Origin of the sequence: Paenibacillus sp. FSL R5-0908 (assembly GCF_038006245.1) — a bacterium.
Lineage (GTDB): Bacteria > Bacillota > Bacilli > Paenibacillales > Paenibacillaceae > Paenibacillus_AQ > Paenibacillus_AQ odorifer.
The window spans coordinates 423,189-446,761 of sequence record NZ_JBBOUV010000001.1 but is presented as its reverse complement, the minus strand read 5'-3'; the positions used below and the strand labels follow the sequence as shown (position 1 = coordinate 446,761).

25 protein-coding genes and 1 riboswitch are annotated in these 23,573 nt (G+C 46.1%); of the genes, 12 read left to right on the top strand and 13 right to left on the bottom strand.

Annotated elements, in window-relative coordinates; genetic code table 11:
* Nucleotides 1-42 precede the first annotated feature (42 nt).
* Both MKZ09_RS02005 and MKZ09_RS02000 read right to left on the bottom strand, forming a co-directional pair.
* On the bottom strand, nt 43-357 hold the full coding sequence (locus MKZ09_RS02005; protein ID WP_076203518.1) for a carboxymuconolactone decarboxylase family protein: 315 nt from the start codon (nt 355-357) through the stop codon (nt 43-45).
* Between the two features lie 15 nt (nt 358-372).
* A complete protein-coding gene (locus tag MKZ09_RS02000) occupies nt 373-777 on the bottom strand; it encodes a tautomerase family protein (RefSeq protein ID WP_076203514.1) in 405 nt (134 codons plus the stop codon).
* 110 nt (nt 778-887) lie between these two features.
* On the opposite strand from MKZ09_RS02000, the gene MKZ09_RS01995 reads away from it, so the two are divergent.
* Together MKZ09_RS01995 and infC are read left to right on the top strand one after the other, a co-directional pair.
* Nucleotides 888-1,793 carry a LysR family transcriptional regulator gene (locus MKZ09_RS01995; RefSeq protein ID WP_076203509.1) on the top strand — a complete coding sequence of 302 codons (906 nt, stop codon included), beginning with the start codon at nt 888-890 and terminating at the stop codon, nt 1,791-1,793.
* Nucleotides 1,794-1,854: 61 nt separating this feature from the next.
* Nucleotides 1,855-2,373 carry a translation initiation factor IF-3 gene (infC, locus tag MKZ09_RS01990; RefSeq protein WP_076124627.1) on the top strand — a complete coding sequence of 173 codons (519 nt, stop codon included), beginning with the start codon at nt 1,855-1,857 and terminating at the stop codon, nt 2,371-2,373.
* A 529-nt stretch (nt 2,374-2,902) separates the two neighbouring features.
* Here the strand turns inward: infC and MKZ09_RS01985 are convergent.
* From MKZ09_RS01985 to MKZ09_RS01945, 9 genes are all read right to left on the bottom strand, one after another.
* Nucleotides 2,903-3,082 carry a histidine phosphatase family protein gene (locus MKZ09_RS01985; RefSeq protein ID WP_076203505.1) on the bottom strand — a complete coding sequence of 60 codons (180 nt, stop codon included), beginning with the start codon at nt 3,080-3,082 and terminating at the stop codon, nt 2,903-2,905.
* A 12-nt stretch (nt 3,083-3,094) separates the two neighbouring features.
* Complete coding sequence (locus MKZ09_RS01980; protein ID WP_076134840.1) at nt 3,095-3,697, bottom strand: response regulator transcription factor; 603 nt, start codon at nt 3,695-3,697, stop codon at nt 3,095-3,097.
* Nucleotides 3,694-4,848 carry a sensor histidine kinase gene (locus MKZ09_RS01975; RefSeq protein WP_076203501.1) on the bottom strand — a complete coding sequence of 385 codons (1,155 nt, stop codon included), beginning with the start codon at nt 4,846-4,848 and terminating at the stop codon, nt 3,694-3,696. Before MKZ09_RS01975 ends, MKZ09_RS01980 begins: the two co-directional genes overlap by 4 nt.
* Nucleotides 4,849-4,852: 4 nt before the next feature.
* Nucleotides 4,853-5,587 carry an ABC transporter permease gene (locus MKZ09_RS01970; protein ID WP_036682760.1) on the bottom strand — a complete coding sequence of 245 codons (735 nt, stop codon included), beginning with the start codon at nt 5,585-5,587 and terminating at the stop codon, nt 4,853-4,855.
* A gap of 2 nt (nt 5,588-5,589) precedes the next feature.
* Nucleotides 5,590-6,498 carry an ABC transporter ATP-binding protein gene (locus MKZ09_RS01965; RefSeq protein ID WP_076203498.1) on the bottom strand — a complete coding sequence of 303 codons (909 nt, stop codon included), beginning with the start codon at nt 6,496-6,498 and terminating at the stop codon, nt 5,590-5,592.
* 195 nt (nt 6,499-6,693) lie between these two features.
* On the bottom strand, nt 6,694-7,446 hold the full coding sequence (nfsA, locus tag MKZ09_RS01960) for an oxygen-insensitive NADPH nitroreductase (RefSeq protein WP_076134836.1): 753 nt from the start codon (nt 7,444-7,446) through the stop codon (nt 6,694-6,696).
* 31 nt (nt 7,447-7,477) lie between these two features.
* A complete protein-coding gene (locus MKZ09_RS01955; protein WP_076134835.1) occupies nt 7,478-9,940 on the bottom strand; it encodes a heavy metal translocating P-type ATPase in 2,463 nt (820 codons plus the stop codon).
* A gap of 113 nt (nt 9,941-10,053) precedes the next feature.
* Entirely contained in the window at nt 10,054-10,254 is a 201-nt protein-coding gene (locus MKZ09_RS01950) for a copper ion binding protein (protein ID WP_076124634.1), read from the bottom strand.
* A gap of 53 nt (nt 10,255-10,307) precedes the next feature.
* Nucleotides 10,308-10,655 carry a metal-sensitive transcriptional regulator gene (locus tag MKZ09_RS01945; RefSeq protein ID WP_076124636.1) on the bottom strand — a complete coding sequence of 116 codons (348 nt, stop codon included), beginning with the start codon at nt 10,653-10,655 and terminating at the stop codon, nt 10,308-10,310.
* Nucleotides 10,656-10,914: 259 nt separating this feature from the next.
* Here MKZ09_RS01945 and MKZ09_RS01940 point away from each other — a divergent pair, with 259 nt between their 5' ends.
* The 8 genes from MKZ09_RS01940 to MKZ09_RS01905 all read left to right on the top strand — a co-directional run bounded on the left by MKZ09_RS01940 (nt 10,915) and on the right by MKZ09_RS01905 (nt 17,683).
* A complete protein-coding gene (locus MKZ09_RS01940) occupies nt 10,915-12,435 on the top strand; it encodes an MDR family MFS transporter (protein ID WP_076203495.1) in 1,521 nt (506 codons plus the stop codon).
* 5 nt (nt 12,436-12,440) lie between these two features.
* The gene (locus MKZ09_RS01935; RefSeq protein WP_076134833.1) at nt 12,441-13,007 is read left to right on the top strand and encodes a PadR family transcriptional regulator; all 567 of its coding nucleotides are present in this window, start codon (nt 12,441-12,443) and stop codon (nt 13,005-13,007) included.
* Nucleotides 13,008-13,097: 90 nt separating this feature from the next.
* Nucleotides 13,098-13,313, top strand: a complete 216-nt coding sequence (locus MKZ09_RS01930; protein WP_076203490.1) for a hypothetical protein — start codon at nt 13,098-13,100, stop codon at nt 13,311-13,313.
* A 52-nt stretch (nt 13,314-13,365) separates the two neighbouring features.
* Nucleotides 13,366-14,343 (top strand): aldo/keto reductase, encoded by a 978-nt coding sequence (locus tag MKZ09_RS01925; RefSeq protein ID WP_076203485.1) that lies wholly within the window; start codon nt 13,366-13,368, stop codon nt 14,341-14,343.
* 379 nt (nt 14,344-14,722) lie between these two features.
* Entirely contained in the window at nt 14,723-15,895 is a 1,173-nt protein-coding gene (locus MKZ09_RS01920; RefSeq protein ID WP_076203480.1) for a hypothetical protein, read from the top strand.
* Nucleotide 15,896: 1 nt separating this feature from the next.
* On the top strand, nt 15,897-16,487 hold the full coding sequence (gene sipW / locus MKZ09_RS01915) for a signal peptidase I SipW (protein ID WP_076107404.1): 591 nt from the start codon (nt 15,897-15,899) through the stop codon (nt 16,485-16,487).
* 88 nt (nt 16,488-16,575) lie between these two features.
* Complete coding sequence (locus MKZ09_RS01910) at nt 16,576-17,184, top strand: TasA family protein (protein ID WP_036682781.1); 609 nt, start codon at nt 16,576-16,578, stop codon at nt 17,182-17,184.
* Between the two features lie 169 nt (nt 17,185-17,353).
* Complete coding sequence (locus tag MKZ09_RS01905) at nt 17,354-17,683, top strand: helix-turn-helix domain-containing protein (protein WP_036682795.1); 330 nt, start codon at nt 17,354-17,356, stop codon at nt 17,681-17,683.
* 107 nt (nt 17,684-17,790) lie between these two features.
* Here MKZ09_RS01905 and MKZ09_RS01900 read toward each other — a convergent pair whose 3' ends face one another.
* Complete coding sequence (locus tag MKZ09_RS01900) at nt 17,791-17,946, bottom strand: anti-repressor SinI family protein (protein ID WP_232061118.1); 156 nt, start codon at nt 17,944-17,946, stop codon at nt 17,791-17,793.
* Between the two features lie 27 nt (nt 17,947-17,973).
* Nucleotides 17,974-18,058, bottom strand: a riboswitch (cyclic di-GMP riboswitch).
* A 470-nt stretch (nt 18,059-18,528) separates the two neighbouring features.
* Between MKZ09_RS01900 and MKZ09_RS01895 the strand changes: the two genes are divergently transcribed.
* Both MKZ09_RS01895 and odhB read left to right on the top strand, forming a co-directional pair.
* A complete protein-coding gene (locus tag MKZ09_RS01895) occupies nt 18,529-21,396 on the top strand; it encodes a 2-oxoglutarate dehydrogenase E1 component (RefSeq protein WP_076203476.1) in 2,868 nt (955 codons plus the stop codon).
* A gap of 52 nt (nt 21,397-21,448) precedes the next feature.
* Entirely contained in the window at nt 21,449-22,735 is a 1,287-nt protein-coding gene (odhB, locus tag MKZ09_RS01890) for a 2-oxoglutarate dehydrogenase complex dihydrolipoyllysine-residue succinyltransferase (RefSeq protein WP_076134829.1), read from the top strand.
* 491 nt (nt 22,736-23,226) lie between these two features.
* Here the strand turns inward: odhB and MKZ09_RS01885 are convergent, their stop codons facing one another.
* Entirely contained in the window at nt 23,227-23,436 is a 210-nt protein-coding gene (locus MKZ09_RS01885) for a hypothetical protein (RefSeq protein WP_076134828.1), read from the bottom strand.
* Between the last annotated feature and the right edge of the window lie 137 nt (nt 23,437-23,573).

Here is a 23,573-nt window from a genome sequence, read left to right as displayed (position 1 = left end):
TGAAGTTCCTAAAGGTTACGGATGGGATTGAAAAGTCAGACGTTATTTATTTTTTCCTAGTACATCCTTTGCAACCTCTAGAGCTGAAGAGGCTCGCGGCCAACCTACATAAAAAGAAAGGTGGGTGATGGCCTCCACGATTTCTTCAAGTTGTAAGCCGTTCTCTAAAGCCAAGCGCAGATGATAGGGGAGTTGTTCCGTCATGCCCCCCATCACCAAGGCAGAAATCGTAATCATGCTACGATCCCGAAGTGATAATTGCTCACGTCTCCATAAGTCCCCAAATAACACATTTTCCGAGTAGTCGACGAATGCCGGAGCGAACTCCCCTAACGATTCCCGTACATTTGTCGCTATTTCTGATGCGCCATATTACACCTCCCTAACCGGAGGTTGTAGCATTTGAGCAACACCGTTACCAAACGACCAATCTTCGAATTCCGTATCGACGAGCACAATGAATATATCTTCTTTTCTGATGTTTAGCGTCATCGATAATTCCTCGGCTAGCCTCGCGTAAAAGCTTTTCTTCTGTTCCGTTGATCTTCCGGATTTTAGCGTAACTTGGATATATATCAGTCCGTCGCTTCGTTCAATATTTAAATAATCTTTACTATAAAAAAGCTCCCCCGCTTTATGCGCATGAAAAACCTGAAACATATCATCCTCCGGTACATGGAAATGCTGAATTAACGCGCTCATAATCGCTCTGCATATTCCTTCTAGCTGATGATTGTCGTATTGTTGCTCCAGATAACTGACTCTAATGAATGGCATTTTAATTCACTCCTTCTTTGGAATTCTTTTATTGTACTCTCAGTATTTTGATTTATATAATTGAATAAGATAATAATCTTAATCAATTACACCGATAGAGGTGACAATCGATGGATCTAAAAGAACTGATGGCTTTTAAGACCATTCTTCAAGAAGGCACTTTCTCACGCGCTGCAGAGAAGTTGAATTATGCGCAGTCTACCATTACCAACCAAATTCAACGACTTGAAAAGGAACTGGGCATACAACTCTTTCACAGAGGCTGGGAAGTAGAACTGACAAGTGCTGGGCAAGTTTTTGCAGCGGAAATCGACAACCTTATTCAACATTGGAACTATGTATCAGAACTCACCAAAGCTTTACAGCATGACGAAATTGGCACACTTCATATCGGAGGCATTGAATCCATGATGGAATCCGTCCTACCGAACGCCTTGCGAAAGTTTCAGGAGCAAAAACCAAAAATGGCATGTAACTTCATTCAGGGTAACACTGATTCCCTCTCACAACTTGTTCTACAAAGTGAACTGGATTTCGCCATCTGCGGTGAGCCGCCCGACCTGTCCTTCTTTTATTTCGAACCGCTCTATCACGAGAAAATCGCTTTTATAGTAGATGAAAATCATCCTTTAAGCGGACGAGACGATATTTCATTTCGAGAAATTCTTGAATATCCAATTATAGCTGGAGGGCGCACTTGCTTATATTACCTTCGGTTAGCTAAGCAATTTTCGAGATTCGAATCAAAGCCCACTTTATCCACCATAAGCCAAATTTCTGCTATTCCTCATTTTGTAAGAAAGAACCCTGGGGTGGGGGTAGTGCTTGATTCGACAGCTTTAATGACAGATATCGTAAAAATAGATGTTGAACTAAGCGAGCCGTTCATTCAAGTGGGTATATTGAAGCGGCGCAACCGAGAATATCTAACAACATCATCTAAAAAACTAATCCTACAAATCATAAAGGAAGAAATTGAGAGGATTAGTAACGCCAATCCTACGCTCCACATTTGAACCTCAAGCTAGTTCCATATATGATAGCTTTATCATCGTTATCAGGGGAGGATTCATAGAAGTGGCAGTATTAATCAATGAACAAATCAGAGCATCCGAAGTAGTCCTTACAGGACTTAGGGGTGAGAAGCTGGGCATCGTCTCCCGGGAAGAGGCGCTGGCCATGGCCAGATCAGCAGGTGCTGATCTGGTATGCACCTCGCTAATGAGCAGCCCACCGCCCTGCAGCCTAACTGCAAAGGGCAAAGCAAAAGCGGCCGCGCAGAAGGAGGCAGCCTCAGCACGCAAGGCCAGTGGGGGTTCAGCTGCAAAGGGCGGCAGCAAGGAGAAGGTCAAAGAGCTCCGCTTCACTGCTCATATTGAAGAGCACGACTACGATACCAAGCTCCGTCAGGCTGAGAAGCATCTCCGCTCCGGCAAGCCGGTGCAATTAGTTGTCAAAGCATCCGGTGCGAAGGAAGCTGCTGCCTCCAAGGCCGTATTGGAGCGACTAGTGACTGACTTGAAGGAAGTTGGAACGAAGGAAACTGGCATACAGACAGGCGGCAAAGGTTCACAGGTGAAATTAAATCCACGGTGAAGAGTGGAATTTCAGATAATTTAGGCTCAAAACCAAAATTAGTGGACCATTTCATGAAAAAGCTGCTGCTATCTGCAAATGTAGCTTTATTGCGAGCAGAATTCAGAATTGCGTTCGGACACCACAGCCCTTATTCGTAACTATTTCGCTGTTCTGGGATGCTAACGGACTTCAGAGACTTTATATCACTAAAATAGCATGATATTCCCTCCATTTATGGAAAATAAGCTCTCTCGAGTCCGAAACTTCCTCCAAAAGGCTTAAAATGTACAAATAGCTGCATCTAAGTCCGTTAGCACAATAGCAAGTGGAAATCAGGAACTGGGCAAGGGGCATGATTCTTATATGCAAGCAAAAGCGCCCTCGGTGCCCCTAAAGGACGGTAAGCGTTTATGCGAGAAATAGAAGGATAATGTATGGTGGCAAACTTATACTTTCTTGTATTTAAAAAAGGCCATCCTCTGCGGGATGGCCTTTCACTTCATAGACAATGTCCTTGCTCGCTCTTAATCAGTCACCTTAAACATGATTACCCATTAATCCCCTTGGGCGATAGTTCATACCCCAATGGTGAAGCATATAATTCATCCAGACCGCTAGATGCCATGCGTTTTCCCAATGCCGCTGCTTCCTGATGCCCGAATTCCGTTAGATCATCTATGGAATAGTCCGGATCACCATGACGAATCGGAAATATTTGCATAACCATACCCTTCTCCCCTCAAATCCAGCCTTTTTCTTCAGCCAGCCGTACCGCCTCAATCCGGCTTTTCACTTCCAGCTTATTGAGTATTTCAGAGATGTAATTGCGGACAGTGCCGTAAGACAGATGCAGCGAAAAGGCTATCTCGCTCGCGGTTTGCCCTTCTCCAGCCAGTTTTAAAATCTCGCGCTCCCGTGCTGTTAATGGATTCTCCTCCCGCAAACTGCCAAAGACTAACTCAGGAGATACCTCCCGATGTCCAGCCATGACACGACGAATAGATTCAGCTAGCTTATCTACAGGCTCGTCCTTCAACAAATACCCTTGAATACCAGCCTTTACTCCACGCTCAAAATACCCCGGACGGGCAAAGGTAGTCAAAATAATAATACGGGTCGGACAATCCTTACTCCGCAATATTTCTGCAACCTCCAGCCCGCTCTTGAACGGCATTTCAATGTCCATGAGACAAACATCCGGCTGAAGCTTGTCGATTAAAGCTAACGCCTCCGCCCCATCACAAGCTTCTCCGACTACTTCAATATCGTCTTCAAGATCCAGCAAAGAAGCCATCGCTCCCCGAAGCAGACGTTGGTCCTCCGCTATAACAATGCTTATCATGCAGTCTCACCCCCTTGTGCATCTTTTACGATTAGCGGGATGGTAACGATCAGCGTAGCTCCCTGACCCTCAGCTGAGCTTAGCGACAGGGAGCCGTCAATCAGGGATAAGCGCTCCGCCATCCCCTTCATGCCATTTCCATCGTTAAGCCCACCGTTCCCTTTCTCCCCGTGCTGTAGACCAATGCCGTTATCCTTAACGGTAATTCGCACTTCTCCAGCCAGCTTTGCCACTCCTATGAAGCATTTATCCGCTCTGCTATGCTTCACGATATTAGTCACTGCTTCTTTGATACAAAGGCTGAGGATATTTTGCGTCAGATCGGATACCCCCTCCAGAGAGATATCCCCTTCCACTTCTAAGGCGATCTCTGCGGTCCGCAGCATCTCTCCAGCTTCAGCCAGTTCCTCTGCTACTGAGACCGCACGCATTTCCGACACTAGCTCACGCACTTGACGGAGCGCTGCCCGTGAAGTGCGCTGAATTTCCCGCGCTTCCTCTTGGGCTCGCTCCGTATTTTTCGTCACCAGCTTCTCTACGAGTTGGCTTTTTAACGTAATCAAGGACAAGGTATGGCCAAGAGTATCATGCAAGTCACGGGCGATTCGCATTCGTTCCTCACGCTTCACCAGCTCTTTAATCACCTCATTGGCTTGATCCAGCTCTTTCTCCAGCTTCTGATTCCGATTCATGGACCTCACTCCGAACGGACTAATCAACATAATAATAATAAACGGAGCTAAAAATATCACACTTCCCCACTCCATCCCACGACCCACTAAGACCAGCACCGAAAGGATCATGATCACAAAAGAAGCAAATGCAATTTTGAACCCTCTATTCTCCGTATAATAAGCGATAAAATTTGCGGTGAAAAAGCCCATGTACAGATTATAGGGGGTATAGAACACACTAAGCACCACGATGATCAACATTTGAATAATTAACCAAACATTAAACACTCCACCCCGCACCCAATACAGCTGGCGATAGCTGAGGGCAAATACCGCTATCATAATCCCGCCCAGAATGAGCTTCATTCCAGTCTCCCCGCGCAAATTCAGGATGGGCAAAACCAGATAAACAGCCCATACAAAAGGGAAAAACCCCTGTTTTTGTGGAAATAACCGGAACTTCGCACGCTCAGCCATTCATTCACACCGCTTCCTGTTTTTTTCGAATATAGACCGATAGTAACATAAAAACTACCAAATATCCGAGCAAAATCAAGACATTACTCCACGTCGGAGCTGATCCACGAACGATCTCCCAGGCTCCATTCCCATAGTTATAGGAAGGCAACCAATGACCAATCCGCTGCATTAATCGTGGCAGTATCTCAATCGGCATCCACATGCCCCCTGCTACAGCAAGAGCCATATAAATCACGTTGCTGACTCCACTGGCTGTATCCACCCGTTTCATAGCACCTACAAGCGTACCAATCGCTAAAAATGGTAGAGAACCGATCAGGATCCACAGCCCGCTAAGCACCCATTGACCTGCGGACAAAGAGACGCCATTGATTAAATAGCCTGCGATAAAAATACAAATGACCGAAAACAGATGCATCATCGTCTGTCCGAACATTTTTCCGAAAAAATAGATCGATCCCGGCAGCGGTGTAATCCGAATAAAGGTGGTCCAGCCTTGTGTTCGCTCTTGCACCAACCGGATACCAAGCGTCATAATGGCTGAGCCCATTACACTGAAGGTCGCCATAGACATTAAATAATGAGCACGCCACGTGAGGTCATCGCTGCCTGTATTGACCACCCGGGTGAAGATGAAATAGAACATGATGGGCATGAGCAAAGACCAGAACACATAATAGGGATTACGGATGATCCGCAGCATTTCCGCTTTACACTGTACAGTAATTAGTCTCATGGTTAGACAGCCTCCTCTTGGTTCATGGTCAATTGTTCAAAAGCCTCATCCAAACGTCCCTGATCAATTCGAACATCCTTCACGGGAAGTCCAGCCACAAAAATCGCTTTAAGCGCCTCATCTGTATCCTCTGTGGTCACATGAATGCGGCCATCTTTTTCATAACAATCCTCTATAGCAGCTAGGTCTAGCAGGTTTCTGCGCAATTGCGAGCGATCACCCACAGGCAGGAAGGACACGGAACGCTTCACAATCCGTGATTTAATCTCATCTGGACTTCCGTCCGCAACTAAGTGGCCTTTACTGAATAACAGAATACGATCCGCGATATCTTCTGCTTCCTGCAAATAATGGGTCGTGAACACAATCGTTTTTCCTTGCTCCGCAAGTCCACGAACCGTTTCCCAGAACCGCCGCCGGGAAGTAATATCAAGTCCCACTGTAGGTTCATCAAAAAAGATCAGCTCCGGATTACCCGCGAGGGCTAGCGCAAAGCCCAAACTACGCTTTTGACCGCCCGAGAGCTTCTCGGCGTATCTATTCAAATCGGCTGGCGCAAGTCCAGTAGCCTTAATTAGAAAATCCATATCCATAGGCTTTGGATAATAACTGCGAATCAGATCAATGATCTCCCGCACCTTTAGCCGATCCATTACACTTACTTCCTGCAACATCGCTCCAGTCTTTTCACGTACTTCTTTATCCTTCGGATGTTGCCCGAATAACTCCACTGTACCCTCGGTAGGCTCTATTAGCCCCAGCAGCATGCCTAATGCCGTTGTTTTACCCGCTCCGTTCGGTCCCAAAATAGCTGTAATCGAACCTTTAGCAATGTTAAAGCTGATATTATCTACGGCCTTTTTATCCTTATATATTTTGCTGACCCCGTGCATTTCTATAATATTATCCATAACGTAATCCCTCCGCTTCCGAATGCGTTTGATCTATTTCAATCATATGGAAAAAGAAGACATGACATTAGTATGGACTGTCATTTCTTTAAGATGACAACTGTCACCTTCCTGGCTCCGAATAAAAAAAAGAGGCTGCCCTATCAGTAGAATAAACTACTAATAAGGCAGCCTCTTTAGATGAAGAAAGTTTAGTTATCTCCGGAGGAATCCTTTTTCCAGCAGGAACTCCTTCATATGCAGCCGTGCTGGCTGTGCCAATCGCTCCGCCATAATGGCCGACCAAGGGGTGTCTTTGACGCCGTGGGTCCGCTCACGCATATAGTCTGAGGAGACTTTATCGTAAGTTTTGACCTGCTCCACAGTGGTTTCCGCATTGTAGCGATTACGATGCAGAACAGCCTCTAGTGGAAGCCGCGGACGCAGGCCCGAAGCTCCGTCAGGATAACCTACACACATCCCGAATATCGGATAGACCAATTCAGGCAGTCCCAGCAATTCCGATACCTCCGCGATCCGGTTACGGATTCCACCGATATATACAATTCCAAGGCCTAGTGACTCCGCAGCCACTGCAGCATTCTGTGCAGCAAGTGCAACATCAACGGTAGCTACAATCAGGTTCTCAGCAGAATCTTCATAAGAAGTCTCTCCCTGCAAATGAGGTTTCGTCACCTCGCGCAGCCGATACAGATCAGCGCACCAGACCAAAAACACTGGGCATTGTTCTATATAAGCCTGATTGCCCGCTAGTCCCGCAAGCTCCGTCTTTAGTGCCGGGTCAGTAACTGCAATAACACTATAGGCCTGAACATTACTTGAGGTTGAAGCCATCTGAGCTGCTCCAATAATAGCGCTAAGCTGATCTTCACTTACTGGCTTATCCTGAAACTTGCGGACAGAGGCATGTTTCATTAACAGAGAAATTGTATCGTTATTTACTTGCACTGTGGCCACTCCCTAAATAGTGATGGTGATATTACAGCTTTACCCGCTGTAGCCGAAGTGCATTCAAGACAACAGACACGGAGCTAAATGCCATCGCAGCTCCTGCCAGCCATGGGGCTAGAAACCCAAGTGCAGCAATCGGTATTCCTATTGTATTGTAAGCAAGCGCCCAGAACAAATTTTGTTTAATATTTCTCATCGTTTTGCGGCTCATCATGATCGCATCAGGAATACTCTTCAGATCCCCGCGCATCAGCGTAATATCAGCTGCTTCCATAGCTATATCCGTTCCTGTCCCAATCGCCATACCCGTATCGGCAGTAGCCAGTGCCGGAGCATCGTTGATCCCATCCCCAACCATGGCAACCTTAGTCCCATTCTGTTGGAGCTTGCGAACCTCTTCAGCTTTACCCTCTGGCAGAACCTCTGCTAACACTTTTTCGATCCCTGCCTGCTTCGCAATAGCCTCAGCTGTAATTTTATTGTCACCAGTGATCATAACGACTTCAATACCCATATCATGAAGCGCAGCTACAGCCGCTTTTGAGGTCGGTTTTATCGTATCAGCAACGGCCACAATCCCAGCAATTTCTCCCTCTACCGCTACTAGCATAGCGGTCTTTCCCGACTCCTCCAGCTTCTTCATAATTGGAGTCCATTCTGTGATATCGAGCTGATGATCTTCCATCATCCGCCGCGTGCCTACCATAACCTGCTGATCGGAGACAACGGCCATAATTCCACGTCCGGGCACATTATCAAACTGCTCAGCAGTAGGCAAAGCCAAGCCTCTATCAGCAGCGCCAGCAACAATAGCCTCCGCAAGTGGATGCTCTGATAGCTTTTCGGCGGCTGCAGTTAAAGCTAACAAACGGTTTTCCGCGTTTTCTTTTCCATAAGCTGCAATTCCAGTAGTAGTCACAACATCGGTAAGTACGGGTTTACCATTCGTCACTGTACCTGTTTTATCTAACACAACGGTCTGGATCCCTTGCGCTCCCTCTAAATGCTCCCCGCCCTTAAAGAGGATTCCAAGCTCTGCTGCCCGGCCCGATCCTGCCATAATGGAGGTTGGCGTTGCCAGACCTAGCGCACATGGACAAGCGATTACGAGCACTGCAATGGCTTTTTCGAGGGCATCAGCGAACTGGCCAGGGGCTGCCCAGAAATACCAGATCAGAAACGTTATCACAGCAATACCCACAACAATCGGCACAAAAATCCCTGAGATTACATCGGCAATCCGCTGAATCGGAGCTTTGGAGCCTTGAGCTTCCTCCACTACTCGGATAATTTGAGCCAGCGCAGTGTCTCGCCCCACTTTATTTGCTTTGATTCTCAAGATACCATTCTTATTCATAGTGGCACCGATCACGGTATCCCCTGGTTTTTTCTCCACAGGAATACTTTCTCCGGTCAACATAGACTCATCCACAGAAGAAAATCCCTCGACTACTTCGCCATCCACAGGCACCTTTGTGCCGGGCTTCACCAGTACAATATCGCCAGGAATGACTTCATCTGTCGGGATATTCATTTCTTGCCCATCCCGAATCACGAGGGCGGTTTTTGCCTGAAGCCCCATTAAGCTTTTGATTGCGTCAGAGGAACGGCCTTTCGCCAACGCCTCAAACCATTTACCGACAAGGATAAGTGTAATGAGTACAGCACTCGTCTCATAATACATTTCTACAGTATGATTCATTCCCTTCATGCTTAAGGAATCAATGGTCAGATAAAGACTGTAGAAATAAGCTGCCGACGTCCCTAATACGACCAACACATCCATATTGGCACTCCGGTTACGAAGGGCTTTATAAGCACCTACGTAGAACTGCCAACCGATGATAAATTGCACAGGGGTAGCCAGAACAAGCTGGAACCAAGGATTCATAAATATATCCGGTGTTGGAATCCAGCCGGTGAAGGAGAAATGACCAGCCATCGCCCATAATAAGGGGAACGAAAGAATTGCAGAAATGATCCATTTCCACTTTTTATGCTGAATTTCTTTTCCACGACGATCCACATGATCCTTGCGGTCTTCTTTAAGAGAAGCTTTATAGCCGATACTGCTTACCTTCTCCATGATCTCCCTTGGACTGATATTACCGGGTGTATATTCTACATGAGCTGTTTCCAGCGCCAAATTCACATTAACTGCTGCTATGCCCGGTGTACGGCTCAACACTTTTTCAATCCGCGAGGAACAAGCAGCACAGGTCATCCCCGATATATCAAAATCCGCAGATTCTTTAATAGTGTCATATCCAAGAGAGCGGATTTTATCTTCAATTTGTGGCAACCCTGATACTGTCGGATCAAATCCAACAGTAGCCTGTTCCAAGGCTAGATTCACATTCGCACGAGATACGCCGTCCATCCGGGACAAACCCTTCTCAATTCGGGTTGCACAAGCGGAACAGGTCATGCCTGTAATCTGTACAGTTGCCTGCTGTTCGTTTGGTGAAGCTGTTGTTTTGGTTTTATCCATGATTTCCACGCCTCCACATACCCCTATAGGGTATGATAATTTCTAAAAGAAAAGGCATTGGAGCTTTGGGTAGCTTCCCCATATCACTCCAAGCCTTATTACTGTGCTTCAAATTAAACTACGTCATACCCTTGATCTACAATTGCTTCTTTAATCGCACCAAGGCTTACTTTGTTCTCATCATACTCGACGGAAACTTTCTTAGCAGCAAGATCAACTTTAGCTGTGGCTCCAAGATTGCCTACGGCTTTCTCTACGGAGTTAACACAGTGACCACAAGACATTCCTTCAACGTTTAATGTAGCGTTTGACATAAATATAACCTCCAATAAATGTTGTGAAGCTATGCTCTAGAAGCATTAGCTTATTATTTCATTAATTTGTTAACCGTAATTAGGAGCTCGTCGATAACCTCATGTTCTCCAGCTTCAATTCGCTCAACAATGCAACTTTTCATATGTCCTTCTAACAGCATCTTACCGACACCATTTAACGCTGCCTGTACCGCTGCGAGCTGGTTGAGCACATCATCACAATAGGTATCCCGCTCAATCATACCCTTTACCCCGCGGATCTGGCCTTCAATCCGGTTGAGGCGCGTATTCAAGTTATTCTTGAATTCTGCCGAATGATGACTTTTTCGTTCTCCTGATGATGAAGAATGACAATTTATGTCGCAGGATTCTGCAGCCTGCTCTTTCTTGGCAGTAGACATAAGAATCAGCCTCCTTGGTAATAATATAATATACCCCCGTAGGGTATGTCAAGAGGCATTCCTAATTCATCCACAGATGATCTCCACGGATAGTTTGTCCCTTTATTACCGCCGTATTCTTCTACGGTTGGCTATACATCTCTATTTTTCAAAAAAACTATTGCCTCCCTATTCAAATTTGAATATAATAAATTTTGCTTCTAATTATGAACATTTTTCGAACAGAAGTATCACTATTAAGAAAAAGGAGCTGCGAAGCATGCATACTAAAGAAAGTAATCTTAAACTCGTAGTGGTTGGCCTGCTGCTTGGTATTCTTATGTCCGCTATGGACAATACCATTGTAGCTTCAGCTATGGGAACGATAGTCTCAGATCTTGGCGGTCTGGATAAAATCGTATGGGTCACCTCCGCTTACATGGTAATGGTAATGGCCGGAACCCCTATCTTCGGCAAGCTCTCTGATATGTACGGACGTAAACGTTTCTTCATTTTCGGATTGATTGTATTCCTGATTGGCTCGGCACTGTGCGGTACTGCCACCAGTATCACACAGCTCAGCATTTACCGTGCCATTCAAGGGATCGGCGGCGGTGCACTAATGCCAATCGCCTTCACCATCGTTTTCGACATTTACCCACCTGAAAAAAGAGGAAAATTGACCGGTCTCTTTGGAGCCGTCTTCGGAATCTCCAGTGTACTTGGGCCTTTACTCGGTGCCTATATTACCGACTACGTTGGTTGGCAGTGGGTATTCTACATTAACCTGCCGCTAGGAATTATTGCACTGTTCCTGATTGCAACTTCTTATAAGGAGTCGATCTCCCACGCTAAACAGCGCATTGACTGGGGCGGAGCCTTCACTCTGGTTGGCGCGATTATCTGCCTAATGTTCGCTCTGGAGCTTGGTGGTAATCAATATGCTTGGGATTCCAGTGCCATCCTTGGCTTATTCGTAGGTTTTGCTGTTCTCTTGCTGGCGTTTATCCTTATTGAGAGAGTAGCTGCTGAACCTGTGATCTCGTTCGCTATGTTCCGCAAACGGTTGTTTGCAACAAGCAGCGTGACCAGCTTATTTTATGGTTCTGCTTTTATCGTAGCTACTATTTATATCCCTATCTTTGTGCAGGGTGTATTTGGCGGCTCAGCTACGAATTCAGGGCTGATCCTTATGCCGATGATGATCGGTACGGTCGTTGGCAGTCAGACCGGGGGGCTGCTTACAACAAAGACCAGCTTCCGCAACATTATGATCCTATCCGCAGTCTGCTTTGTCGCAGGGGTCTACAGCCTAAGCACTTTATCACCTGATACCTCCCGCCTTATGCTTAATGTATTTATGGCTCTGACTGGGTTCGGCGTAGGCTTTTCCTTCTCCGTGCTGAGCATGGCAGCTATCCATAATTTCGATATGCGCCAACGGGGTTCGGCAACTTCGACCAGTACCTTCATGCGCTCCCTTGGGATGACGCTGGGAATTACGATCTTCGGGATTATTCAGCGGAATAGCTTTACTAACAGCCTAAGCGATGCTTTTGGCGGTAGTGAACAGTCAGCAGCTTTCGGAGATCCACGCGCTGCGTTAACACCTGAAGCAAGAGCGAAGATCCCTGCTGAAATATTAGAGAAAATATCAAGTGCGTTATCCACCTCTATCGCGCACACCTTTATGTGGGCTTTGATTCCTGCAGTGCTCGGTCTAGTCTTTGTACTGCTCATGCCAAAAGACCGTCTTACCATTCCTGCTAAAGCTGTTCAGGTGTCAGAGGGTAAAAGGTAACCCTTATGTCCATGAAATTAGCCATTTTAGGTTTACTGCTGGAGCGGAACATGCATCCCTATGAAATCACATTAGTGATGAAGGAACGTTCCATGGACCGGATCACGAAGCTGCAGATGGGATCACTCTATTATGCTGTGGATAAGCTTGCACAAGATGGTTATATAGAAGCTTTAGAGGTCATCCGCAGCAGTGATCGGCCGGACAAAACAATCTATGCCATAACGGAGCAAGGTAAAGCTTTATTCGAACAGCTTATCCTGCAACAGATTAAGAAAAACGAACCCTTCTATCATCCGATGTATATGGCCCTGGCTATGTCCCGTCATATCGATCAGAGCAAGGTTGAGAAGCTGCTCGAGGAACGCCTCCGGGAAACAGAACATCAGGTTAATCTGGCTTATCAGGTATACGAGGAGCATATCTCCATCGTGCCTCGTTCTGCCCTGCATCTAATGTACGGTACATATGAGCACACCCTGACTGAGCTGAAATGGCTGCAGCGCCTATACGATGATGTTGTAGCACGCAAGCTAAAAGACGTAGGGACACCATTGAATTTAGAGGCCTAATGGCCTCTTTTTTCTGTTTAAGGGAGTCCAAATACGTTTATTAACGAGCACAATATCCATTAAATCTCAAAGGAAGGCGAGGCGGTAAAAATGACCCAAGAAAAACATCAGCTGAATGGTGGCAAACGGGATCACCCGGAACAATATCCAACAGAGAAAGAAAGTCTATTTGACCTTCATGAAAGTGAGCAGAATGTAGACCCGATTCCGATGGAAGATTTGACGCTGGAAAAGCAAGAGGAAAAGAATAAAGAGGAGACCAAACACCGCTCTTCCAGCGACAAAAAATACCATACGGGCTTCTGAGAGTGTACAATATCTACAAGTACGCAATCATAATTTCCAAGGAGGAATCACATTGTTGAAAGCGTTACCTTTAAACAAGCGCGGGATTCCCGCAAGCCGCATTGCTTTAGGCTGCATGGGGCTAGGCGGTGACTGGGACCATGAGCCGATTACTGCGGAGAAGGTTAAACAAGGGCATGAAGCGGTTGATGCCGCCCTTTCCATAGGCATCAACATGTTTGATCATGCAGATATCTACACTCGTGGGAAGGCGGAGAAGGTATTTGGTCAGATTTTTAAGGATCGTCCAGGACTACGTGAAGAAATCATAATTCAATCTAAATGTGGGATTAAGCTAATGGAGCCTGGAGACAGCACTAATACGTTTGATTTCTCTGGCCAACATATTCTGAACAGTGTAGATGGAATATTGTCACGACTTGGGACCGAATACATTGATATTCTTTTACTGCATAGACCCGATCCCTTAATGGATCCCGAGGAAGTAGCCTCCGCATTACATCAACTGAAAGCCGCTGGTAAGGTTCGTCATTTCGGGGTTTCCAATATGAGCGCCGCTCAGATCAAGCTGCTGCAGACTTATTGCGATGAACCTTTTATCGTAAACCAGCTGCATATGAGCTTGGCTAAGATCAGCTGGGTGGATGCTGGAATCAGTGTAAATCGTGAACCCTGGAAGGATATTATCTTTCCTGAGGGAACCCTTGAACATTGTCGAATGGAGAACATTCAGCTTCAAGCCTGGGGGCCACTCGCCCAAGGTCTATTTAGCGGGCGTTCATTAGAGGATCAACCGGAGAATATCGTCCAAACAGCAGCTATGGTTCAACAACTTGCAGATGAAAAGGGAACGACACCCGAAGCCATTGTACTAGCTTGGCTAATGACACATCCAGCTGCCATTCAGCCTGTTATTGGAACTGTGAATCCGAAGCGTATTACTGCCTGTGCCGATGCGGACAAGCTGGAGCTTAGCCGTAAGGAATGGTACGACTTGTATGTTAGTTCACGTGGTTCAAAACTTCCGTAACATATACATTTATATTCTCAACTTCATTACTCCGCTTATACCCGGCTCGCGTTTTACTGCGAGCCGGGTATTTTTTTGCCAATCCCCTAATACAAATCGTTCTTTATTGCGAATATATTTAGTAATCGAGCGATATAAGGAGTTATTTAGAGATAAATAAACATTATTGTTCTTTATAGAGTACAAATGCGTGTTATTGGCAGTTTTCTTTTTGATTTATTCCATGTATGATTCATTACAGAAGTTGTTCTTAATAAAGAACGATAATAACGAACCAAAGAAACAGACATTGAGGGGAGGTATTCCTCTGAGACCCAGATCAGCTAGGAGAAGACCTAGAAGAAACAGGAAAATTGGATTACGTATACTGCAATCAGGAATGGCTGTCTCCGTCTTATTTCTATACACCTCGCAGCAAGTTGGTGGTACCTATGGAGGCTTTGGAGCTGCTACGCAAACCACTAGCACGATTAGCTTTTGCGAAGTATTTCCGAATTCGATCAAGGCACTGCTTACAGAGTTCAAAGAGCATGTTAATCGAGCGCTCACTTTAAAAGAATCACTACAACCCTTTCCCTCATCAGCTAACCACTCGGACGTTTCAGGAATAGAAGGGATGTCGCTGGAAGAGCTTGATGTCGCTGCACAAGAGATTTCTTCGCAAATAGCGGCGCTTCAATCCCAAATAGATAGCGTTAACGAGCAACTGGCGTTTAACAGCCAAATTTGGAATCAAATCCACAATGAGCTAAGTGCAGCAGCAGCCTTACTCTTCCAGATAGGAGGATATATGACTTCTCTAGATTCCAATTGTCTAGAAATCAAGGATGAGCAATTTTTCAGAGATTTACAAAGCAGCCTGAATCAAAGCGGTGTGATCTCGGAATCCTTGAATGCTTCCTTAAATGGAGTTATTAGTTACCTAACCTCCATACACGATGTCGGTCTTCCATTCGCTTCGGTAGTTACCAGTGATGTTTATGGACAACTTGAATTACGCGAAGGAGAGTTTCCACAGCCACTGCCATTCCTGATTACCTTCACTCAACCAGACGGCGTGATCTCTAGCGACCTCACCTCCACTTATGAAGCTCTAAATACCGAATTGACTAACCTTAAAGAATCGGCAACCTCAGGTATCACTACCCTTCAAGATAAACTCCAAATGATCAGTCAGACTCGCGAGCAAAAACTAGAAGAGCTTGAAAAAGCTCGGCTAGAGGAGCAAGCAAAGAAAGAAGAAGAAGCGAAGAAAGAAGAAGAACGTTTGGCTGAGGAGAAAAAGCAACAAGAAGCCGAGGATAAAGCGAAAGCTGAGGCAACCCCTCCAACGTCAGGTGAAGCTGCTCCGGAAGCCCCAAATAAAGAACAACCGGAAGCCCCACCCACTGACCCGGTTAACCCGGAAATTGGCGAAGAGCTCACAATTCCAAAAGATGTCCCTCAGCAAGAGGTTCCACAAGAGACGGCAAAGGCGGAAGACAGTACGACTTCCCCGCCGGTAGCAACCCAAGCTCCTTCGGACCCTCAACCTGAGAAAGGTGGAGAATAAGATGCGGATTAAAAAATTTATCAATAATACCCTATCGAGCTTAATGCTTATGATCTTTATTCTGCTGGTGGCAGCCGTAGTGTTATCCAAGGCCTCCGGCGGTGAACCTGCTTTCTTCGGATATGAGATCAAAACCGTACTCTCAGGATCGATGGAACCTGGAATTCAGACTGGCTCAATTGTCGCATTAAAACCCGGAGGGGATATGAATCGTTTCAAACCAGGCGATGTCATCACCTTTAGGAATGAAGATAATCTGCTCATTACTCACCGGATTGTAGAAGCGACCGTCAATAACGCTACGGGTGAAGCTGTTTATCGCACTAAAGGCGATAACAACGACGCACCCGACATGAACCCTACCAGTTCTGCGAATGTTGTAGCTCAGTATACCGGGGTTACTGTACCCTATGTCGGTTACGCTATGAATTTCGCGGTTTCCAAAGCTGGAAGTGTAGTCCTCATGATCGTGCCTGGCTTGATGCTTCTGCTCTATGCTCTGTATACCTCTTGGAAGGCTGTAGCTGCATTAGAAAAGAAAAACGCTGCCCTACTGCCAGCCTCACCGTCCCCAACAGAAACACAGCCCTAAGTTGATTGTCCACTTCCGCTTACGAACCGGAAGATACAATATATAAATTTTATAAAAATTCAACACAAATTTGAGGAGGAATTTTATTATGGGTATCAAGAAAACATTGGGTCTTGGCGTAGCATCTGCAGCACTGGGTTTATCATTAATCGGCGGAGGAACCTTCGCATACTTTAGCGACACTGCGCAAAGCACAGCTACATTCGCAGCGGGTACACTCGATCTGAACTCTGACCCTTCTGTCATCGTTAATATTCCTAACCTGAAACCAGGTGATACTGTAACTAAATCCTTCAAATTGAAAAACGATGGTTCGCTCGATATCGGATCTATCATTCTGAATACATCGACTCAAATCACGGATGCTAAAGGAGATAACTACCTTGATTTAGCCGAGTTCATTAAAGTTAAATTCCTTAGAAATAATGACAAAGGAGTACCTATCGTCTCTCCTGAAAATGTAGTTTATGAGACTACACTTGCTGCTTTAAAAAGTCAGCATCCGGATCTCGTAAAAAATACAGGTTGGGATCAACTCTTTACCGAAGCATCCGGTATTAAAGCCGGTACTAATGACAGCTTCTCCGTCCAATTCGAATTTGTTGAAAATAACCAAGATCAAAATATTTTCCAAGGCGATAGCTTGACACTGACTTGGGATTTCGTAGCTAAACAAGGCGCGAAAAAAGACTACTAAGATCAATAAAGTAATTTAATAAAATACTCGAAGAGCAGCAGATCCTGAATCCGGCCACGGATAAGCAGATTGCTGCTCTTCTCTTTACAATAAACTTTGTCCGATTTATTGATATTTGCTATACTAATAACAAAAATTACGGAGGGGCGTCAGCATAGTGCCACAGAATATGGGCCAACGTATCCAGCAGCTCCGCCTAGACAAGGGTTTCTCCCTATCTGAGCTTGCGGACAGAGCAGATGTGGCTAAGTCGTATCTTAGCAACGTGGAGAGAAACATCCAATCCAATCCATCCATCCAGTTTATCGAAAAGATCGCTGATGCGCTTCAGGTATCCATTCATGCCCTACTCTATGGAGAACCCAATGATGCAGAGGAATCACATTTAGATTCGGAATGGTTCCGATTGGTGCAGGAAGCTATGGACTCAGGCATTAGCAAACGCGAATTCAAAGAATTTCTGGACTATCAGAAATGGAAGCTCGATCAAAAGGATTAATACTTCCTACCAATCTGGTACGATCCTCTCTTCTACTAAATCATATCGAAAAAGGACACAGCGAAGAACCGCTGTGCCCTTTTTCGATATGTAACCCCTCTAATGTATTACTGCACGATCTGCACAGTTTTCTCATGAAAGAACTGGCGGATTTCATCTGCCTTAATGCCAGCCTTCTTAGCTGCTAATAATAAATGTACCCACTCTTGATCCAGATCAATAAACTGCTGTTCTCTGTTGCTACCCTGGTTGGACTTTTCCAAAAAATCTCCCCCTAAGATTTTACGTCCCCAGGCAATCCGGCTGTCATAGTATCTCTACCTTAGACCCGCGACTTTGTGCCCCTGCCTTTCGGCAAGTTTACCTTTTACTGGACCCTTTTCACGAAAGGATCTACTTAAAAAACTATAAAATTACTATCTGCAATAACATTATACAAAAAGAAAGCGGAAAAGTGTGTCGATTCCTGGTTACTTTTTATTTTAAAAACGAAAAATAAAAGATTTTTTTTCAAAGATCTTGTCCGATTATCACGATACTCGTCCGTTACATAAAATAAATTGTACTAGCAAAATAAATATTTACTGACCTAATAGTTAAAAATAAGGATAATAGAATCATTTTAATAGGCCTTTAGAATGGGTAATGAGAAGAAACACCCTTCTTTTCATTAGAACAAGCTAACCCATACCATTTTGCGAACGTATTGGACGAAAGAATGAATTGATTACAGTGGCTGAAAGTAGCACAATAAGATGAGAAATGAAACCGCAATCATCACAGCTCCAGTAAGCGTTGACACAAAATGTCACGTATGGAGTTCATCCGTTAAGGAGGATGTATTCATGGCAGCCAAAGAGCCCTATAACGAATCCATTTGGAGTAAGTATTACGGACCCAATTTAGGCTACATTCAAGAAAGATATGAACAGTTTGTGAAAGATCCCTCCACCGTAGAAAATAATTATCGCGAGCTTTTTACAAATTCGGGACCTCCTCCCCTAACTCCAGATAGCGAACCGGCTCCTCAGCCGCGCATCTCGGGAGACACCGAATGGCTTAGAAAAGCAGTAAGAGCTTCCAAGCTAATCGCCAATATTCGTATATATGGCCATATGGCCGCTGAAATTGATCCGCTGGTACGCGATCAGAATCCCATGGCAAAATATCTTGAGCTTGAAACCTATGGGCTGACCCGCGAAGACCTGATCGCACTGCCTGCAACGCTTATATGGGAAAATGCGCCGAATGATGTGCATACCGGATGGGATGCCGTGCAACGTATGCGTCAGGCATACACCAAGACCATCGCCTATGAGTTCGGGCATGTGCATGAAGAAAAAGAACTGCAATGGCTAAATAGACAGGCAGAATCCACCAGCTCACCAGCACCCCTAAATAATACAGAACGCAAAGAGCTCCTGAACCGCCTGATTCAGGTAGAGCAATTTGAAACCTTCCTCCACAAGACTTTTGTAGGTCAGAAGCGTTTCAGTCTTGAAGGCAATGATGCTCTTGTACCGATGTTAGATGAAATCGTACGTGCTGCTGCACATGACGGTGCGGAGCATATTTTGATGGGCATGGCGCATCGCGGCCGCCTCAACGTTCTTGCACATATTTTGGGCAAACCTTATGATATCATATTTTCAGAGTTTCATCATTCTCCGAACAAGGAGCTTTTCCCTTCCGAAGGCTCTACAGGCATTAACTATGGCTGGACAGGTGATGTGAAATACCATCTCGGTGCAGACCGTGCTGTCCGTGAAGGAGAAACCGTACGCACAAGAATAACACTAGCGAATAACCCAAGTCACTTGGAATTCGTCAATCCTGTCGTGGAAGGTTTCACTCGTGCCGCACAAGAAGATCGGAGCACTGCAGGACTGCCGAAGATTGATACCAGTAAAGCTATGGCGGTGCTGATGCATGGCGATGCTGCTTTTCCAGGTGAAGGAATTGTTGCAGAAACGCTTAATATCGGCAAACTTCAAGGTTATCAAAATGGTGGGACGATCCATATCATTGTTAATAACCGAATTGGTTTTACGACTGAAAGTGAAGATTCCCGTTCTACGCATTATGCGAGTGACATCGCCAAAGGGTATGAAATCCCGATAGTCCATGTCAACGCTGATGACCCAGAGGCCTGCGTAGCAGCCGTACGTTTAGCTAGCGCATACCGCCATCAATTCAAAAAAGATTTCGTAATTGATCTCATCGGCTACCGCCGTCATGGTCACAACGAAATGGATGATCCTGAAACCACACAACCTGTTGTCTACGGTAAGGTTCGCAATCATCCGACCGTCTACAAGGTTTATGCAGAGAGACTGAAAAACGAAAAGGTTCTTACCGCCGAAGACGTACAAAAGATGAATGCTGAAGCAGAAAGTGTATTGCAGCGTGCGTACGATAATATGAAGGAAGGCAATCATAAGAAAAAAGAACCCAAAGCCTTCATTCCTCTACAAACGGACCGCGCAGCGGCAAACACTACAGCGGTATCCATCTCCAGCCTGCAGGAGATCAACCGTGAACTGTTGACGGTTCCTGCTGGATTCCAGGTTTATCCGAAGCTGGAGCGCATTTTACAACGTCGTAAAGATGCACTGAATGAAGGTGAAAAGGTCGACTGGGCACTGGCTGAAACGTTAGCCTTCGCTACCATTCTGAAAAATGGAACGCCCATCCGACTGAGCGGTCAAGATGCCCAACGCGGAACCTTCGCACATCGCCATCTGGTGCTGCACGACAGTAAAACAGGAGATTTGTTCTCCCCACTACATCAGCTAAGCGATTCCCGTGCCTCCTTTGGCGTATACAACAGTCCATTGTCAGAGGCATCAGTATTAGGCTTTGAATATGGTTATAATGTGTTTGCACCGGAAACCTTCGTAATCTGGGAAGCACAGTATGGTGATTTCGCCAACGCGGGTCAGGTTATTTTTGACCAGTTCATTGCCGCTGGACGCGCCAAATGGACACAGCGCAGCAATCTCGTCATCATGCTGCCGCATGGCTACGAAGGACAGGGACCTGAGCACTCCAGCGGTAGGCTGGAACGGTTCTTGCAGCTATCCGCTGAAGAGAACTGGACGGTCGCTAACCTGACTACCGCTTCGCAATATTTCCATCTGCTGCGGCGCCAAGCAGCGTTATGCGGGCAGGAAGATGCTAGACCGCTAGTCATTATGACGCCGAAAAGTCTCATTCGGAATACGCGCAGCACTTCTGCCGGAACCGAGCTGGCTTCAGGACAATTCAAGCCTGTATTAGCTGAATCTTTGCTTGGCCAGAAACCAAGTGAAGTTAAACGGCTCGTAGTCTGCAGCGGTAAAGTGGCTATCGACATCCAAACAGAACTGGAAGCAGCACAGGATAAGGATTGGTCGTGGCTGCATGTTCTTCGCCTAGAGCAGCTTTATCCGTTCCCGGAACAAGAGTTAAGCGAACATTTAAACTCCTTCAGCTCCCTTCAGGAAATTGTCTGGGTGCAAGAAGAGCCGAAAAATATGGGCGGCTGGAGCTATAGTGAGCCTCGGTTACGCGCCATCGCACCAAAGAATGCCGGCGTAAGATATATCGGCCGTCCGGAACGTTCCAGCCCGGCCAGTGGTTATGCAGATGTGCATAGCTTCGAACAACGTAGAATTGTAACAGAAGCCCTAAAATCAAATTCGAACGTACAAGCGGCTGTACCGTCCTCTTAAGAGGACGGTATCACAATAGCGTAAACCATTATGTTTGGGGAGGAAACGGCCTGTGTCAGAAATCTTAGTACCCGATCTGGGAGAATCCATATCCGAAGGAACCATCTACAAATGGCTGGTTAAAGAAGGCGACACGGTAGGTCAAGGCGATGTGCTCGCTGAGCTGGAAACGGATAAAGTCAATCTGGAAATTAGTGCAGAGGTGGAGGGTGTCATCTCCACCATCCTGCGTCAAGCGGGCGAGAACGTAGCCGTTGGCGAAGCCATCGGCATCATTGGAGCCGCAAGCGGCAGTACGCCGCGGACCGCTGAAAGCGAAGCCGAAGCGCCTAAAGCGGCACCGGCAGGCGGCAACGCAGTAGCAGCAGCCGCGCCTGTAGCTGCGCCCGAAGTGCCTGCAGCAGGTGGCGACAGCCACGCTGCCTTGGCATCGCCGGGCGCACGCAAGCTGGCACGGGAGCGCGGCATCGACCTCGGAGAGGTTAGCGCCCGTGATCCTATCGGCCGGATTGGCCAAGCCGATGTGTCCGGTCATGGTGCAGCAGCGCCGCAGGCCGCTGCACCGGTAGCTCCGGCGCCGCAAGGCAAGCCGGAGCCAGCGAAGCCGGCAGCGGGCAAAGCCACGCCGGACGAGGGCAAAAACGTGGAGCGCAAGCGCATGTCGCGCAGACGGCTCACGATTGCCAGCCGCTTGGTCGAAGCGCAGCAGACCGCGGCCATGCTTACCACCTTCAACGAGGTGGACATGACAGCGATCCTCGACATCCGCAAGCGCCGCAAGGATGCTTTTAAAGAGAAACATGAAGTTGGACTAGGCTTCATGTCCTTCTTCACCAAAGCTGTGATCGGTGCGCTTAAAACCTATCCACTGCTGAACGCCGAAATCGACGGTGAAGATCTGGTCGTTAAGAAATTCTACGACATCGGTATTGCTGTTGCAGCGAAAGAAGGACTTGTAGTTCCCGTAGTCCGTGATGCGGATCGGCTCAGCTTCCCGGAAATCGAGCGCCAGATTGGCGAGCTCGCTTCCAAAGCACGTGCCAATACGCTCAGCCTCTCCGAGCTGCAAGGCGGAACATTCACCATCACCAACGGTGGCGTATTCGGCTCCTTGTTATCCACACCGATTCTGAATACACCACAGGTGGGTATTCTAGGGATGCATAAGATTCAATTGCGTCCAATCGCGCTGGACGAAGAAAGAACCGTAAACCGTCCAATGATGTACATCGCCCTTTCCTATGATCACCGGATCGTTGACGGCTCTGAAGCGGTAAGCTTCCTGGTCAAAGTGAAGGAATTGCTGGAAGATCCAGAAGCACTACTGCTAGAAGGCTAACGCTGGTCAACTTTTCGACTTAAGAATATAAAGAAGGTATCCCTAGAGCTCTCGCTTTGGGGATACCTTCTTTTATATCTGGATCCAATTGCTGCCTTCCCTGCATACGATTTAACTGTATTTTATACACTTATTTATTTCTGATTCGCTCATATCCTCTTCTCTAATTGCATTCTCTACAACTAAAATCCGTAAAAACGTCTATTTCCACTAATCTAACCAGTAATAGCTGCATCAAATACAACTAAAGGGCCTATATACAGCTATTGGTGAACTTTAATTGCACATAATACAACTAACTTAGCGCATGCACCTACACACTACGAGCTACTAACTACTAACTACCAACTACCAACTTCTAACTTCTAACTTCTAACTTCTAACTTCTAACTTCTAACTTCTAACTTCTAACTTCTAACTTCTAACTTCTAACTTCTAACTTCTAACTTCTAACTTCTAACTTCTAACTTCTAACTTCTAACTTCAAAACTCTACTTCAATAGCTCCTCAGCCAGCTGTAAAAATTGCTCCTTGTTCAAAATCTTATCTCCATAGCTGGTGAGTGTATAATACGCATCCTGTCTCTCGTTATACCAATTCAGATAATCATAGCTGACTTCTTCCCTTACTACCTTGTTATAGATAACTTCTGTGCCTGCGACTGTGAGCTTATTAGCTTGATTCTCAGGCGTTTGTTCCACAAAAACCTTGCCGCCATAACAAAACCTCCCATTAGACCTGATAACTCAACTCCAGGTTTGCTTCTAATGGAAGGTTTTTTAATAAGGCTTCATTATTATAAAACTGAGGTGTAAGTTCAACGTCTACTAGATTATAA